Genomic DNA, 14,564 nt, shown 5'->3' on the forward strand with positions numbered 1-14,564 from the left:
AAGCGGCCCCATGTTTACCGGCCTCATTCAGGACCTTGGCAGGGTGGAGCGCGTCATTCCCGGCGGGATGACCGACCTGTGGATTCACACCTCGCTGGGCGCGGCGGCCTTCGAGCTGGGCGAGTCGATTGCCGTCAACGGCGCCTGCCTCACGGTGGTGGAGCGCACCGGTGACAGCTTCCGCGTGCAGGCCGCGCCGGAGACGCTGCGCCGGACGACGCTGGGCTCCGTGAAGCCCGGAGACCAGGTGAACCTGGAGCGGGCCCTGGCGCTGGGTGACCGGCTGGGCGGGCACCTGGTCTCTGGCCACGTGGACGCCGTCAGTGAGGTGCTGGAGACGTACCCGGAGGGTGGCTCCTGGGTGATGGGGTTCCGGCTGCCGGAGGAACTGGCGCCGTACTTCATCGAGAAGGGCTCGGTGGCCATCGACGGCATCAGCCTCACCGTCAACACCGTGGAGGCGGACCGGTTCCGGGTGCAGCTCATCCCGGAGACGCAGGAGCGCACCACCTTGAAGGCGCGGGGCGTGGGGTCGAAGGTGAACCTGGAGGCGGACCAGATAGGGAAGTACGTGGCGCGGCTGTTCGCGCTCCAGCGGGGCCAGGGGGCCCCCGGGGGACGTGGCGGGCTGACGGCGGCGGCCATCGCGGCTGCGGGGTTTGGCACGCCGTAGCAGGCGACGCCGGGCCCCGGGGTGGTGTAGGAAGCGCGGCATGCCTCGCTACTTCGACGGTGACTTTCTACCCCCCAAGGGCCGCTTCGCCATCTGCGTGGCCCGCTTCAACGGCTTCATCACCGAGGAGCTGGCCAAGGGCGCCGTGGACACGCTGGTGCGCCACGGCGTGGCCGACGCGGACATCGACGTGTACCGCTGCCCCGGAACCTATGAGCTGCCCGGTCTGGTTCGGCGCGTGACCGAGACGCGGCAGTACGTGGGCGTCATCACCCTGGGCGCCGTCATCCGGGGCGGCACGCCGCACTTCGACTATGTGGCCGGCGAGTGCGCCAAGGGCATTGGCGCGGTGGCCTTCGAGGCCGCGGCCGCCACCCCCGCCAAGACGGTGACTTTTGGCGTGCTGACGACGGACACGGTGGAACAGGCCATCGACCGGGCGGGCGTGAAGGCTGGGAACAAGGGAGCGGAGGCCACACTGGCCTGCATCGAGATGGTCAATCTGTACGCGAAGATGTCAGCGACGGACGGAAGGAAGGCGTAGGCCATGGGCGCGCGAAGAACGGGACGTGAGCGTGCGCTGCAGGCGCTCTACCAGTTGGAGATGGCCACCGCGACGACGGCGGAGGCGCTGGAGTCAGCCTGGTCGGCCGCCGAGGAGAGCAACAAGCGGGACCCGGACGCGGTGAAGTTCGCCCGGGAACTGGTGGAAGGTGTGCAGTCCCACCGGGACGAAATCGACCAGCTCATTGAGCGGCACAGCCACAACTGGCGCCTGGACCGCATGTCGCGCATCGACCGGAACGTGCTGCGACTGGGCATTTTCGAGCTGAAGTACCGCCCGGACATCCCCCGCAAGGTGTCCATCAACGAGGCGGTGGAGCTGGGCAAGAACTTCGGCAATGAAGAATCGAGCGCGTTCGTCAACGGGCTCCTGGACCGCGTCGCGGTCGCCTTGAACAAGCCGTGAGCCGCTGACGCCAGCCGCGAGGGACGCGCCGTGAGCCAGACGACGACGCACGACATCGGATTGGAGGGCCTGGACACGCTCGGCGGGGTGGACGCGCTCTGCCTCTTCATCGCCGAGGATGACCGGCCCCTGCCGTCCTCCGCGGGCTTCGTGGACTGGCGGCTGTGTGGCTCGCTCTCGCGGGTGCTCAAGGCCGGCTTCTTCACGGGCGCGAAGGATGACTGGCTGTTGCTGCCCTCGGACGGGAAGCTGGCGGTGCCCCGCATCTTCGTCGTGGGGCTGGGCGCGCGTCAGCGACTGGACGCGGTTACGTTGAACGACGCGATGGCTGAAGCGGGAAGGGTGCTGTCCAAGGCCCGGGTGGAGTCCGTGGCGCTGGAAGTGCCCGCCGGTGGCCAGGTGGAGGACGCCGCGCGGGCCGCGGCTTTCCAGAAGGGCTTTCTGCCCGCGTTCAAGGGCGAACGGGTGGCCGTCCTGGCGGACAAGGGACTCGTCAAGTCGCTGCCTGCACGCAAGGGCTGACGCTCGGCGGGCGGGCGGGCCTTCTGCTAGCATGTCTCGCCCGGGGCGAGCGCACATGCGTGTCAAGGTGTTGATTGTCGAGGACTCGAAAGCATCGCGCGAGTACATCGCCGCGATGGTCGAGGCCGTGGAGGGGGTCGAGGTGGTGGTGACCTCGAGCGGCTTCGAGGCCCTGAAGCTGCTGCCGCGTCACCGCTTCGAGCTCATCATCACCGACATCAACATGCCTGACATCAACGGGCTGGAGCTCATCAACTTCGTCAAGAAGAACCCCAACTACCGCGAAGTGCCGCTCTTCATCATCACCACGGAGGGGCGCGATCAGGACCGCGAGCGCGGGCTCGCGCTGGGCGCCGCGGAGTATCTGGTCAAGCCCTTCCTCCCCGGGAGCCTGGAAGCGCTCCTGCGGCGCTACCTGAAGCTGCCGTGAGTCCGGGAAGCAAGGCGCTGGCCGAGTTCGTGGCCGAGGCGACGGAGATTCTCGACGCCCTGGCCAGGGACCTGCTCGTGCTCGACGAGCGCCGGGGCTCCGAGGCGGACCCGGACCTGGTCAATGGCATCTTCCGCGCGGCGCATTCGCTCAAGGGGCTGTCCGGGCTGTTCGGCCAGGAGCGCATCTCCCGGCTGGCGCATGGGACGGAGGACCTGCTCGACAGGCTTCGGCTGGGGAAGCTGCTGCTGGACGGCGCGGTCCTGGATGCGCTGATTGAAGCGCTGGATGCGTTCCAGGCGCTGCTGGGCGAGGCCGCTCGCGGCGCGGAGAGCGAAAGCCTGTCCGCCCGCGTGGAGGCGATGGCCGCGCGGATGGCGTCGATGGGCGCTCCGGCGGAGGTTGCCGCGGACGACCCGCTGGACCGGTTGGAGCTGGAGGCGCAGGTCCGCTCCGTCTTCACGGAGTATGAGGAACACCGGCTGCGGGAGAACGTGCGGCGGGGTGTGTCGCTGTGGCGCGTGCGGGCCGCCTTTGATTTGTCCGACTTCGACAAGGGACTGGCGGAGCTCAACGCGAGGCTCAAGCCGCTGGGCGAGGTCATCAGCACGTTGCCGTCCGCGCAGCCGGGTGGCGCGCATGGCATCGCGTTCGACCTGATTTTCGGTGCGCAGGTCGACCGTGTGTCCCTGGAGACGGGACTGGAGGGAACGCCCGCGGAGCTGTCCGCGTTGACGGTGCGCCCGGCCGCGGCGGCTGCGACGAGCGCGCTGCTTCAGGCCGCGCAACCCGCCGCGACGATTCGCGCGTCCGGGGGCGCGAAGTCCGAGACGCGGACTGGAGACGCGGCGACGCACGATGGGGACGCAAGCACTGCTCAGGACGCAGTGGCAGGGGGCCTCGCGGCACCTGATGCACCCGTCCGCGTGACGGATACGGCCCCAGAGGCGTCGCGGAAGGGAGCAACGCCCTCGCGCGGCTCCCGAGGCGCCGCAAGCCGAGGCACGTCCGCGGACGCCAAGGATGCGCCCGCGGCAGGGCATTCGACGTCGCCCAAGGGCGGCGGAAAGAAGAAGGGTGTGCGCGCGACGCCCGCCGCGATGTCTCCCGAGGCGCAGCAGCCGCTCCTTTCGCACGTACCGGAAGACACGGAGCCCGGGCCCCTGGAATGGCCCACGTCGGACGCCGACGTGCCTGCCAATGCCAGCGGCTCGCCTTCACTGACTCCCGTGCCCGGACCCTCCAGCGTGCCCGTCGTCGCCTACCTCCAGGGCGCCGCCAAGGCATCACCCAAGGGCCTCTCGGTAGCCCCAGCGGCACCGGCCGGCGCCCCCGTGAGCACCCCTGCGGCGCTGACGGCGGACACGTCGCTGCGCTCCCTGACGCAGACCGTGCGGGTGGACATCGGTCGCCTGGATGGCCTCATCAACATGGTGGGCGAGCTGCTGCTCATCAAGGCCAATCTCCAGCGGCTCGCGGAGTCCGCGAGGCAGGACGGCGCGGTGGCGCTCTCCAAGCTATTCGGCCAGGAGCTGGCGCGCGAAACGCGAGGCCTGGAGCGCAAGCTGGAAGCCCTTCAGGAAGGCCTCCTGGAAGCGCGGATGGTCCCCGTCGGCCAGGTGTTCGACAAGCTGGCACGGCTGGTGCGACGCATCACCCGCGAGGCGGGCAAGGAAATCGAGCTCGCCATCAGCGGCGGTGAGGTGGAGCTGGACAAGCTCATCGTCGAGGAACTCAGCGACCCGCTGATGCACCTCATCCGCAACGCCATCGACCACGGCGTCGAATCCCCCGACGCCCGTCTGGCCGCAGGCAAGCCCCGGCGCGCGGTGGTGGGCCTGCGCGCCGAGCAGAAGGGCAACCACGTCGTCATCGAGGTGAGTGACGACGGCTCCGGCATCGACGAGGTGCGCGTTCGCGAGGTGGCCATCACGCGCGGCCTCATCACCTTCGCGCAGGCCCAGGAGATGAGCCGGAGGGAGCTGCTCAACCTCATCTTCCAGCCCGGCTTCTCCACCGCCCGCAGCGTGTCCGAGCTCTCAGGCCGGGGCGTCGGCCTGGATGTGGTGAAGAACAACCTGGGCAACCTGTCGGGCATCATCGACGTGTGGAGCGAGCGCGGAAAGGGCACCGCCTTTCACCTCACGCTCCCCGTCACGCTGGCCATCATTCGCGCGCTGCTGGTGGGCGTCAGTGGCCGCACCTACGCGGTGCCGCTCAACAGCGTGCTGGAAATCATCTCCGTCCAGCCCAAGGAAATCCGCACCGTGGAGCGGCGCGAGGTCCTGGACCTGCGCGGACAGACGTTGCCCTTCGTGCGGCTGTCTCGCATGTTCGCCTTGCCGGAGCGTCCGGTGAGCCGCCACTTCGTGGTGGTGGTGGGCCTGGCCCAGGAGCGCTTGGGCATCGCCGTGGACGAATTGCACGGTCAGCAGGACATCGTCACCAAGCCCCTGGGGGGCCGGCTCCAGTCCGTCCGGGGCATCTCCGGCGCCACCGAACTGGGCAACCGGCGCACCGTCCTGGTGCTGGACGTGGCGGCGCTCCTGGAAGAGGGCATGGCCGTGGAGCGGCGTCGCGCCTGACCCTCGCTGCGGACGGGCGCGCCGGCTGCTATCCTGCGTCGCTGTGTCCCGGTTCTCGGAACTGCTCGACGACTTCTTCTACCGTCCTGACGAGGACGTCTCCGGGCTCCAGGACTTCGCGGCGGGCAGCGACGGCGTATTGCCCTCGGCCCCCGAAGAGGTGCCCGAGGAGTACCTGGCCTTCCGCCTGGAAGGGGAGTGCTACGCGGTCCCCATCCGGGGGGTGCGTGAAATCTCCAAGGTCCCGCCGTTGACGGAGATTCCCCGCGCCGAGCCTCAGCTCCTGGGGGTGATGAACCTGCGCGGTGAGCTGCTGCCCGTGTACGACGTCAAGGTGCGGCTGCGGCTGGCGGAGCGGGCGCCCCTGGTCGCCGGGCCCGACGCGCCGGCGCCGCCCCGGAGTGCTCGCATCCTCGTGCTGCGCACGGAGACGGGGCCCGCGGGGGTGTGGGTGGATGGCGTGGTGGGCGTGGTGAAGCTCAAGCCGTCCATGCTGGAGGCACCGCCACCGGGGTTGCGCGTGGGTGACAGGGATTGCGTGGTGGGCATGGGCCGGCGTGGCCCCATGCTCTACATCCTCTTGGACGCGGAACAGGCGCTCGCCCCATGAAGGACTCCGTCAACCTGCTGTCGCGGCGTCCCCACGTGGTCCCGGATGAAGTGTCCTCGGCCGCGGACACGGTGGTGCAACTCTGTGCCTTCTTCATCGGCGCGGAGGAGTACGTGCTGGACATCATGCGGGTGGAGGAAATCCTCCCGCTCCAGCGCATCACCCCCATCCCCCACGCTCCGGCGTTCGTGGAGGGTGTGCTCCATCTGCGCGGCCTCATCCTGCCGGTGGTGGACCTGCGGTGCCGGCTCCTGGGCTCGCCGGGGCCGGAGACACCGAAGACGCGGCTGCTGGTCTGCAAGCTGGGCACGCGGCGCGTGGCGGTGAAGGTGGACCGGGTGGCGGAGGTGCTGCGCGTGCGGCGCGGCGACATCAAGCCCGCGCCCGCGCTGAGGGTGGCGGGACACACGCCCTTTGTCGTCGGTGTCTGTGGACCACCGGACCGGCTCCGGCTGCTGCTGGACCTCAAGGCATTGCTGCGCGTGGAGTTGGAGCGCGAGTCTTCAAGGAACACGACGTAGGCGCACACATGGGGGATTGAGATGGGCCATCAAGGACTGGAGCAGCACCGTCGAATCCTCGGCATCCTCTTCATCGTCATCAACGGGCTGTCGGTGCTCATCGCCGTGGGAGTGATGCTGTTCTTCGGGGCGATGGGCGGGATGTTGCCGAGCGCGAAGCCCGAGGAACGGGCGCTGATTGTTGCCGTGGGCATGGGCGTGGGCGGGTGCCTGGCGCTGCTGGGGTTGCCGGGTGTCATCACCGGCTTCGGGTTGCTCTACCGCAAAGCGTGGTCGAGGACGCTGACACTGGTGCTGGGCATCCTCGCCATTCCCAATGTTCCCCTGGGCACGGCCCTGGGGGCCTACGCCCTCTGGTTCTACCTCCAGCCAGGGTCTGACCAGGTCTTCGACACATGAACCCCCACTCCGAGCCCCCGGTCGAGGAAGAGGCGCGCTACCTCGCACTCCAGTCGCTGGACCCGTGCACCGCGGGCGTTCTGGAGATTCTCATCGTCGGCTTGCATGACGAGAGCTGGCGCGTGCGCCACGTCGCGGCGGAGGCCCTCAAGCGGATGCCCGCCTCGAGCGAGCTCGCGGCCCGGCTTATCTCCGTGCTGGGGGAGCGAGGGGAGACGGGGGCTCGGAACGCGGCGGCGGAGGCGCTCGCGGGGTTGGGCAGTGTTGCGTTGGGCCCGTTGGTGGACCTGCTGGCCCATCCGGACCCGGACCAACGCAAGTTCGCCGCGGACATCCTTGGGCAGTTGGGGCAGCGCGAGGCGGAGGGCCCCCTGGTGCGTTCGCTCTCGGACGCGGACCTCAACGTGCGTGTGTCCGCGGCGGAGGCGCTGGGACGCATTGGCGGCGCGCAGGCCGTCACCGCGCTGGAGACGCTGCTGGCCGAGCCGGAGCCGCTGCTTCGCCTGTCCGCCCTGGAAGGGTTGACGCTGCTTCAGCATGCGGCGCCCCTGCCGGTGGTGAAGGCCTTGCTGGAGGACCCTCGGCTTCAGCGGAGCGCCTACCGGATGCTGGGCCTCCTTCCGGAGGCGGACGCGACGGTGCGCATCTGCCAGGGGCTCACGTCGGAGTTGCGCTCGGTGCGAGAGGCGGCGCTGTCCGCGCTGGGGACCCAGGCCGCGCGTTCCGCAGGCGCGCGGCGCGGGGAGCTCGAAGCGGTGGTGCGGAAGGCCCTCTTGCCCCTGCCCGGTATGACGCCGCGATTGACTGCGGCGCTGGCGTCCGAGGACGTCATGGTGTGCGCGGGCACGCTGGTGGCGGTGGCCTCGCTGGGCGATGCTTCGCTGGCCGTGCCCGTGGCGGAGTGTGCGCGCGAGGCGCGGCTGCTGCGCGAGGTCCTGCGCACGCTGGGCAGGTTGGGGCCGGACGGCGGGTACATCTTGCTTCATCGCCTGCCGGACTTGTCCCTGCCGGCGCGGGCCGCCGCGGCCGAAGCGCTGGTGGACCTGGTCGACGCCTCGGCGGTGGCGCCGCTGTGCGCGTTGCTGGAGTGGGTGGAGGACGAGCTTCGCGCGGTGGTGGTGCGTGCCTTGGGGCGGACAGGCGCGGCCTCGGCGGTGTCGCCGCTCGTCGCCCTGCTGGAAGAGCCATCCCTCGCGGGCGCGGCGATGCGCTCCCTGGCCGGGCTGGCGGAGTCGTGTCGGCCGGCGGTGCTGGAGGCGCTGGAGGACGCGGTGGCGCGCAGGGCCACGCCCGCGGCGGTCGCCGCCCTGGCCCGCGTGGGCGGAGTGCCGGCCCTGCCCACGTTGAAGCGGCTGGCGCGGGACGAGGACCCTCGGTGGCGGGCGGCGGCGGTGGTGGCGGCGTGTGAGCTGGATGGCGACGTCGGTCGGGAGTTGGTGCGCGCGGCGCTCGCGGATGAGTCCGTGCCGGTGCGCATCGCGGGCACGCGGGCCCTGGCGCGACTGGGTGGGCCTGACGCGGGCGCGCTGCTGTCTCCGGTCCTGAGGGACGAGGACCCCTCCGTGCGGGTGGCCGCGGTGGAGGCGGCGGGGGACTGCGGCGCGTTGGACCGGGTGCCGGACCTGGTGGCCCTGACGCGGGATGCGGATGGCGCGCTGGCGGTGGCCGCGGTGCGGGCCCTGGCGCGGATGGGAGCGGCGGGCCCAGGGGTGTTGCGGGAGGCCGCGGGGCATCCGGACGTGGAGGTGGTGAAGGCGGCGCTGGTGGCGGGGGCGGAGTCGTCGGCCGGGGTGACGATGGCGCTGTCCCTGCTGCGTCATGCGCGCTGGGATGTCCGCGCGGCGGCGGCGCGAGTGCTGGGCGATTCGGCGGGGCCGGAGTGTCTGTCCGCCGCCCGGGAGGCGCTGGAGGCGGAGTCGGACGCCCTGGCGCTGCGAGCCCTCTCCGATGCCGTGGAGCGCCTGCTCCGGCGCTGAGAGGGCTTCATGGCGCGCTTCGACGACGGACGTCCGGAGATGTCAGCGGAGGAGTTCCGTCTCCTCCGGGACCACGTGTATTCGCACTGCGGCATCCTGGTGCACGAGGACATGAAGTTCGTGATGGAGCGCCGGCTGTGGCCCCGGCTGGAGTTGCTGGGGCTGCCAGACTACGGCGCGTACCACCGCTACCTACGCTACGACGCCAACCGGCACGCCGAGTTGGAGGCGGCCGTCGAATCCCTCACCACTCACGAGACGTACTTCTTCCGCGAGCCCACGCAGCTCAAGGCCTTCACGGACGAACTGCTCCCGGTGGTGGGGCAGCGCAACGCGCGGTTGCGGCGCCTGCGGGTGTGGTCCGCGGGGTGCTCGTCCGGGGAGGAGGCCTACACGCTGGCGATGCTCCTCAAGGACAGCCGCCGCTTCGACGACTGGGACGTGGAAGTCCTGGGCACGGACATCTCCCGGCGCGTGTTGGCCATGGCGCGGCGAGCGGAGTACGGGCCTTCCGCGCTGCGTGCCACCTCGCCGGAATTGCTGGAACGCCACTTCGTTTCGCTGGGCAACAGCCGCGTGCGCGTCCGGGACGAAGTGCGCGCCTGGGTGTCGTTTGGCCACCACAACCTGCTGGACGAGGTGGGTAGCCAACTGGTGCCACGCATGGACGTGGTGTTCTGCCGCAACGTGCTCATCTACTTCGACCTGGCGGCACGCCGGAAGTTCCTGCGCATCGTTCGGGACCGGCTGGTGCCAGGGGGGTACCTGCTGCTGGGACACTCAGAGAACCTGCTGAACCTGGGCTCGGACTTCGAGTTCGTTCACCTGCGCGGGGACCTGGTGTACCGGAGGCCGGAGCTGGACGAAGGAGCGCGTCGATGAGCAGCAAGGGCGTCATCTCCGTACTGGTCATCGACGACTCTGCCCACAACCGGCGGACCCTCTCCACGATGTTGGAGTCGGAGCCGGACGTGCGAGTGGTGGACCGCGCGGCGGATGGCGAAGAGGGGCTGAAGAAGGTCGTGGACCTGAAGCCCGACGTGGTGACGCTGGACCTGGAGATGCCGAAGCTCGGCGGGTACACATTCCTCCGCCTGCTCATGCGCACGGCGCCCACGCCCGTCATCGTCATCTCCAGCTATTCGCACCGCTCGGATGTCTTCAAGGCGCTGGAGTTGGGGGCATTCGACTTCATCGCCAAGCCGCAGCACCCGACGTTCGAGGCCATGGAGGCGCTTCGGGTGGAGCTGCTGGAGAAGGTCCGGGCGGCGCGGCACGTGCGCCCCGGTTACCGGCACGCGGCGCCAGGGGCTCGCGCCATGGCGGTGGCGGGCGAGCCGCCACTGGTGGTGGCCGTGGGCGCCTCCACGGGGGGCCCCCCCGCGGTGCAGCGGGTGCTGGAGGGACTCGCCGTGGAGCCCACGCCGTGCGTGTTGGTCTGCCAGCACATGCCGCCGCAGTTCACCCGCGCCTTCGCGGACCGGTTGGACCGCATCGGCCCCTTCTCGGTGACGGAGGCTCGTGACGGAGACCTGGTACAGCCCGGGCACGTGTACATCGCTCCAGGCGGGCGGCACATGGTGGTGGCCGAGCGGGGCTCCCGGCTGGAGCTGCAAACGCCGCCGCCCACGCCCGTGGACAAGTACGCGCCCTGTGTGGACCGCCTCTTCGTCAGCATGGCGCAGGTGCTCGGCGCCAAGGCCCTGGGGGTGGTGCTCACGGGCATGGGCGCCGACGGTGCGGAGGGCGCGCGCGCGGTGCACCGCGCTGGCGGCGAGGTCTGGGCGCAGTCGGAGGAGACCTCGGTGGTGTTCGGCATGCCGGGGGAGGCCATCGCCACCGGGGCGGTGAAGCGGGTGATTCCACTGGGTGACATCGGCCCGGCGCTCGCGGCCCTGGCGCGGCGGCGGCGCTGAAACTCCGGCCCCTGGCGCACGGGTGCTAACGTCCCCGGCCCATGACGCAGCAGATTCGAGCCTTGGTGGTGGATGACTCGCAGGCCATGCGGCGCAGCATCATGTACGCGTTGCAGCGCCTGTCCGGCGTGGTGTGTACCGAGGCCCAGGACGGCGCCGAGGGCTTGAAGAAGCTGACGCAGGGCCGCTTCGACCTGGTGCTCACGGACATCAACATGCCGCTGATGGACGGGCTGAAGCTCATCAGCCACATCCGGCAGGCGACCGAGTACCGGAACGTCCCCATCATCGTCGTCACCACGGAGGGTGCGGCGGCGGACCGGGAGCGCGCGATGAAGCTGGGCGCGAGCGCGTACCTGGTGAAACCCGTGCAGGCGAAGGTCGTGCTGGATACCGTTCGGGACCTGCTGAAGCTGGACTGAAGGCGAGCGCGCACGAATGGATTCCGTCCTGCGGGTGGAGGGCCTGGAGAAGGCGTACGGCGAGGTGAAGGCCGTGCAGGGGCTCACCTTCGAGGTGGCGCCCGGCGAGGTGCTCGGGTTGGTGGGGCCCAACGGCGCGGGGAAGACGTCCACGTTGCGGTGCCTGGCGGGCATCCTGCCGCCCAGCTCGGGCCGCATCCTGGTCGCGGGATATGACTTGTCGCGGACGCCGGTGGACGCGAAGCGCGCGCTGGCCTTCCTGCCGGACGAGCCGCGCTTCTTTGAATACCTCACGGTGTGGGAGCACCTGAACTTCACGGCGCGGCTCTACGGCGTGGAGGACTGGGAGGAGCGGGGCCGCGCGCTGCTGGAGGAGATGGAGCTGACGGGCAAGGAGAAGTCCCTGCCGGGCGAGCTGTCGCGAGGCATGAAGCAGAAGCTGTCCATCGCCTGTGGCTTCCTGCATTCGCCAAAGCTCATCCTCCTGGACGAGCCACTCACCGGCCTGGACCCCATCGGCATTCGGCGGATGAAGGCGTCGCTGCGGCGCCGGGCGGAGGAGGGCGCGGCCCTGGTGTTGTCCTCGCATCTGCTGCCGCTGGTGGAGGAGTTGTGCCACCGGCTGCTCGTCATCGCGGGCGGCAAGGCCATGGCGCTGGGCAGCCTGGAAGACATCCGCGCGCGACTGAGTGGCGCGGAAGGGGAGCACGCCTCGCTGGAAGAGCTCTTCGTCCGAATCACCAGCTCGGGAACCCAGGCGCCGTGAGCTTCCCTCGCGCGGTGGCCTTCCTCTGGGCCGCGACCTGGCGCAATCGCATCCGGCGGCAGTTGGAGCGGCTGCGCAAGCCGCGCTACCTCCTGGGCGTGCTGGTAGGCGCGGCGTATCTCTATTCCGTCTTCTTCCGGCGTTTGGACTTCCGTGGGTCGGCGGGCACGGTGCCCGAAGGTGTGCGGTTGTTCGCCGAGTTGTCGCTGGTCGGCTCCGCGCTGGGGACATTGTTCGCCGCGTGGGCGCTGGGCCGGGACCGGCCGTCGCTGACCTTCTCGGAGACGGAGGTGGTGCAACTCTTCCCCGCGCCCGTTTCTCGTAGGGCCCTGCTGCAATACAAGCTGGTGCGCGGGCTCCTGGGCACGTCGCTGGGCGCGCTGTTCGCCACGCTGTTCCTTGGGAGGACCATCAGCCCGCATCCCGCCCTCTTCTTCGTGGGGGCGTGTCTGGCCCTGGGCACGCTCTATCTGCACTCGACGGCGGCGTCCTTCGTGCGCACGCGGCTGTCGGCATGGGGCCTCTGGGGCCAGGTGGTCCGCTGGGGCGCGGTGGGTGGTGTCCTGGCGCTCGTGGCGCTGGCGGTGTTCACCTCGCTGCGAGAGCACCCGGTACCCGAGGACCTGTCGTCAGGCCGCGCGCTTCGCGGGTGGTTGCAGGCGCTGACGGTGTCACCCGGCGTGGCGGCCGTGTTGTGGCCGGGCCGGCTGCTGGTGGCGCCCGCGCTGGCGCAGAGCGTGGGCGACTTCCTGTGGGCCCTGCCACCGGCGTTGGCGCTGATGGCGGCGCACTACGGCTGGGTGCTCTGGGCCGAAGTTCCGTTCGAGGAGACGGCGGTGGTGCGCGCGGAGTCCCGCTCACGGGAGCGCATGCTGCGGGCCTCGGGGCGGATGACGCGGGTGGGCTCGCTCACGTTGAGCCGCCCTCCATTCCGGCTGCTGCCTCGAGGCCGACCGGAGGTGGCACTCATCTGGAAGAACCTGATTGCGCGCAAGCGGATGGGGGGCGGGTTCGCGGTGTTCCTCGCCTTCATCATCCTGGGCGGTGCCATCGCGGCGATGATGGGCGACACGCGTCTGTTCACGGACACGCGGCGGGTGCTCGGGCCGGTGGCGCTGGCGTTGTCGGTGATGCTGACGGTGGTGGGGCCGAGCGCGTTCCGCATGGACCTGCGGATGGACCTGCCCAAGCTGGACCTGCTGCGCGCCATGCCACTGACAGGGCGGCAGGTGGTGCGCGCTCAGTTGGCGGCATCCTCGCTGGCACTGGCCTCGTTCCAGCTCGCGCTGTTGGCCGTGGCGCTCGTCCTGGGGCCCGGCGTGGAGGCCTCGCGCCTGGGCGGCTGGTGGTGGCCCGGAGGGCTGGCGCTGGCGTTCCTGCTTCCGGCCGTGTCGCTGTCGGGCCTCTTCGTGCAGAACGCGGCGGTGGTCCTCTTTCCCTCGTGGGTACCGGCAGACACAGGCGAGCGGGCACGCGGCATCGAGGCGATGGGCCAGCGCCTGCTGGCCGTCGTGGGCACGCTGGTGGTGATGCTGGTGGGGTTGATTCCCGCGGGGCTGGTGGCGCTCGTGGTGGGCCTCCCTGTGTCGACGCTGTTGGGCCCCTGGGCCCTGCCCGTGGCGGGCTTCGTCGCGGCGGGGGTGTTGGTGGGAGAGGTGTGGCTGGGCGTCATGGCGCTGGGCCACGCCTTCGAGCGTCTGGATGTCTCCGAGGACCGGCCAGAATAGGTCGTCCCGTTCGCTCCTGGACGTGCGCGTGCTTTGCGGTGGTGGGGCTCCTGGGCGCGGATTATCCGGGCCGTTTCCGGGAGGAGACGCGCATGAAGGTGGGATTCATTGGCCTGGGCAACATGGGACTGCCCATGGCGGCGAGCCTAGCGGCCGCGGGGCACGAGCTGACGGTGTGGAACCGCACCGAGTCCAAGGCCGCGCCGTTGAAAGAGAAGGGGGCGCGGGTCGCCCGCAGCCCCGCGGAGGCGGCTCGAGGCGCGGAGGTCGTCTTCAGCATGCTGGCGGACGATGCGGCCGTGACATCCGCGGTGTTCGGCCAGGACGGCCTCCTGGCGGGACTGGCGCCGGGCGCGGTGCACGTCTCGTCGAGCACGCTCTCCGTGGCGCTTTCCGAACGGTTGGCGGAGGCGCATGCGAGCGCCGGCCAGCGGTATCTCGCCGCGCCGGTGTTCGGCCGCCCTACCGCCGCGGCGTCGAAGCAGCTGTGGGTGGTGGCCGCCGGTCCGAAGCAGGACATGGACCGCTGCCGTCCGCTGCTGGAGACGCTGGGGCGCGGCCTCACCGTGCTGGGTGACCGTGCCCCGGCGGCCAACGTCGTGAAGTTGTCGGGCAACTTCCTCATCGCGTCGATGATGGAGGCGCTCGCCGAGTCCTTCGCCCTGACGCGCAAGTCCGGCATCGAGCCGAAGGTGTTCCTGGAGGTCTTCCAGTCCGTCTTCGCGCGCGCACCCATCTTCGAGGGGTACGCGCAGCTCATCGCCGAGGAGAAGTACAGCCCGGCGGGCTTCAAGATGCGGCTGGGCCTCAAGGACGTGGAGCTCGTCCTGGGCGCCGCGCGCACCGCCGAGGTGCCCATGCCCCTGGCCAGCCTCGTGAAGGACCAGTTCCTGGGAGGCGTCGCGCAGGGCCACGGCGATTTGGACTGGTCCGCGCTGGGGGCGCTCGTCGCCGAACGGGCCGGGCTGAAGCAGGGCGACTGAGCGCCCGCGCTCCAGGTGCACGCCTGTCTGCCGTGCACCTGGAGCTTCAGGGATTGCGAGCAGC

General features: G+C 70.4%; 16 protein-coding genes. All 16 read left to right on the plus strand.

The window, feature by feature from the left end; genetic code table 11:
* Positions 1-10 precede the first annotated feature (10 nt).
* Positions 11-673: a riboflavin synthase gene (locus tag FMQ63_RS05990; protein ID WP_011554750.1), complete on the plus strand. Its 663-nt coding sequence runs from the start codon at positions 11-13 to the stop codon at positions 671-673.
* 40 nt (positions 674-713) lie between these two features.
* Positions 714-1,217, plus strand: a complete 504-nt coding sequence (gene ribH / locus FMQ63_RS05995; protein WP_011554749.1) for a 6,7-dimethyl-8-ribityllumazine synthase — start codon at positions 714-716, stop codon at positions 1,215-1,217.
* A 3-nt stretch (positions 1,218-1,220) separates the two neighbouring features.
* On the plus strand, positions 1,221-1,643 hold the full coding sequence (gene nusB / locus FMQ63_RS06000) for a transcription antitermination factor NusB (RefSeq protein WP_011554748.1): 423 nt from the start codon (positions 1,221-1,223) through the stop codon (positions 1,641-1,643).
* 30 nt (positions 1,644-1,673) lie between these two features.
* Positions 1,674-2,165 carry a M17 family peptidase N-terminal domain-containing protein gene (locus tag FMQ63_RS06005; protein ID WP_011554747.1) on the plus strand — a complete coding sequence of 164 codons (492 nt, stop codon included), beginning with the start codon at positions 1,674-1,676 and terminating at the stop codon, positions 2,163-2,165.
* A 55-nt stretch (positions 2,166-2,220) separates the two neighbouring features.
* Complete coding sequence (locus FMQ63_RS06010) at positions 2,221-2,595, plus strand: response regulator (protein WP_011554746.1); 375 nt, start codon at positions 2,221-2,223, stop codon at positions 2,593-2,595.
* On the plus strand, positions 2,592-5,180 hold the full coding sequence (locus FMQ63_RS06015; RefSeq protein WP_011554745.1) for a chemotaxis protein CheA: 2,589 nt from the start codon (positions 2,592-2,594) through the stop codon (positions 5,178-5,180). The genes FMQ63_RS06010 and FMQ63_RS06015 overlap by 4 nt, the downstream gene beginning before the upstream one ends.
* A gap of 43 nt (positions 5,181-5,223) precedes the next feature.
* Positions 5,224-5,790, plus strand: a complete 567-nt coding sequence (locus FMQ63_RS06020; RefSeq protein WP_011554744.1) for a chemotaxis protein CheW — start codon at positions 5,224-5,226, stop codon at positions 5,788-5,790.
* Positions 5,787-6,311, plus strand: a complete 525-nt coding sequence (locus tag FMQ63_RS06025; RefSeq protein ID WP_011554743.1) for a chemotaxis protein CheW — start codon at positions 5,787-5,789, stop codon at positions 6,309-6,311. Before FMQ63_RS06020 ends, FMQ63_RS06025 begins: the two co-directional genes overlap by 4 nt.
* Before the next feature lie 21 nt (positions 6,312-6,332).
* Positions 6,333-6,710: a hypothetical protein gene (locus FMQ63_RS06030; RefSeq protein WP_011554742.1), complete on the plus strand. Its 378-nt coding sequence runs from the start codon at positions 6,333-6,335 to the stop codon at positions 6,708-6,710.
* Complete coding sequence (locus FMQ63_RS06035; protein ID WP_011554741.1) at positions 6,707-8,686, plus strand: HEAT repeat domain-containing protein; 1,980 nt, start codon at positions 6,707-6,709, stop codon at positions 8,684-8,686. The genes FMQ63_RS06030 and FMQ63_RS06035 overlap by 4 nt, the downstream gene beginning before the upstream one ends.
* A gap of 9 nt (positions 8,687-8,695) precedes the next feature.
* Positions 8,696-9,568, plus strand: a complete 873-nt coding sequence (locus tag FMQ63_RS06040; protein WP_011554740.1) for a protein-glutamate O-methyltransferase CheR — start codon at positions 8,696-8,698, stop codon at positions 9,566-9,568.
* Positions 9,565-10,602, plus strand: coding sequence for a chemotaxis response regulator protein-glutamate methylesterase (locus FMQ63_RS06045; protein WP_011554739.1), 1,038 nt, complete (start codon positions 9,565-9,567; stop codon positions 10,600-10,602). Before FMQ63_RS06040 ends, FMQ63_RS06045 begins: the two co-directional genes overlap by 4 nt.
* A 41-nt stretch (positions 10,603-10,643) precedes the next feature.
* Positions 10,644-11,024 carry a response regulator gene (locus FMQ63_RS06050; protein WP_011554738.1) on the plus strand — a complete coding sequence of 127 codons (381 nt, stop codon included), beginning with the start codon at positions 10,644-10,646 and terminating at the stop codon, positions 11,022-11,024.
* Between the two features lie 16 nt (positions 11,025-11,040).
* The gene (locus FMQ63_RS06055) at positions 11,041-11,790 is read left to right on the plus strand and encodes an ABC transporter ATP-binding protein (RefSeq protein ID WP_011554737.1); all 750 of its coding nucleotides are present in this window, start codon (positions 11,041-11,043) and stop codon (positions 11,788-11,790) included.
* Positions 11,787-13,517, plus strand: coding sequence for a putative ABC exporter domain-containing protein (locus FMQ63_RS06060; RefSeq protein WP_020478483.1), 1,731 nt, complete (start codon positions 11,787-11,789; stop codon positions 13,515-13,517). Before FMQ63_RS06055 ends, FMQ63_RS06060 begins: the two co-directional genes overlap by 4 nt.
* Positions 13,518-13,609: 92 nt before the next feature.
* Positions 13,610-14,500, plus strand: a complete 891-nt coding sequence (locus FMQ63_RS06065; RefSeq protein WP_011554735.1) for an NAD(P)-dependent oxidoreductase — start codon at positions 13,610-13,612, stop codon at positions 14,498-14,500.
* Positions 14,501-14,564: the final 64 nt, after the last annotated feature.

It is taken from the genome of Myxococcus sp. CA005, from assembly GCF_006518205.1.
Classification (GTDB): Bacteria; Myxococcota; Myxococcia; order Myxococcales; family Myxococcaceae; genus Myxococcus; species Myxococcus xanthus.

Bases quoted from the DNA above. Each gene is read 5' to 3' on its own strand.
- FMQ63_RS05990 (WP_011554750.1), top strand. From the start codon at position 11: ATGTTTACCGGCCTCATTCAGGACCTTGGCAGGGTGGAGCGCGTCATT.
- ribH (WP_011554749.1), top strand. From the start codon at position 714: ATGCCTCGCTACTTCGACGGTGACTTTCTACCCCCCAAGGGCCGCTTC.
- nusB (WP_011554748.1), top strand. From the start codon at position 1,221: ATGGGCGCGCGAAGAACGGGACGTGAGCGTGCGCTGCAGGCGCTCTAC.
- FMQ63_RS06010 (WP_011554746.1), top strand. From the start codon at position 2,221: ATGCGTGTCAAGGTGTTGATTGTCGAGGACTCGAAAGCATCGCGCGAG.
- FMQ63_RS06025 (WP_011554743.1), top strand. From the start codon at position 5,787: ATGAAGGACTCCGTCAACCTGCTGTCGCGGCGTCCCCACGTGGTCCCG.
- FMQ63_RS06030 (WP_011554742.1), top strand. From the start codon at position 6,333: ATGGGCCATCAAGGACTGGAGCAGCACCGTCGAATCCTCGGCATCCTC.
- FMQ63_RS06035 (WP_011554741.1), top strand. From the start codon at position 6,707: ATGAACCCCCACTCCGAGCCCCCGGTCGAGGAAGAGGCGCGCTACCTC.
- FMQ63_RS06040 (WP_011554740.1), top strand. From the start codon at position 8,696: ATGGCGCGCTTCGACGACGGACGTCCGGAGATGTCAGCGGAGGAGTTC.
- FMQ63_RS06045 (WP_011554739.1), top strand. From the start codon at position 9,565: ATGAGCAGCAAGGGCGTCATCTCCGTACTGGTCATCGACGACTCTGCC.
- FMQ63_RS06050 (WP_011554738.1), top strand. From the start codon at position 10,644: ATGACGCAGCAGATTCGAGCCTTGGTGGTGGATGACTCGCAGGCCATG.
- FMQ63_RS06055 (WP_011554737.1), top strand. From the start codon at position 11,041: ATGGATTCCGTCCTGCGGGTGGAGGGCCTGGAGAAGGCGTACGGCGAG.
- FMQ63_RS06065 (WP_011554735.1), top strand. From the start codon at position 13,610: ATGAAGGTGGGATTCATTGGCCTGGGCAACATGGGACTGCCCATGGCG.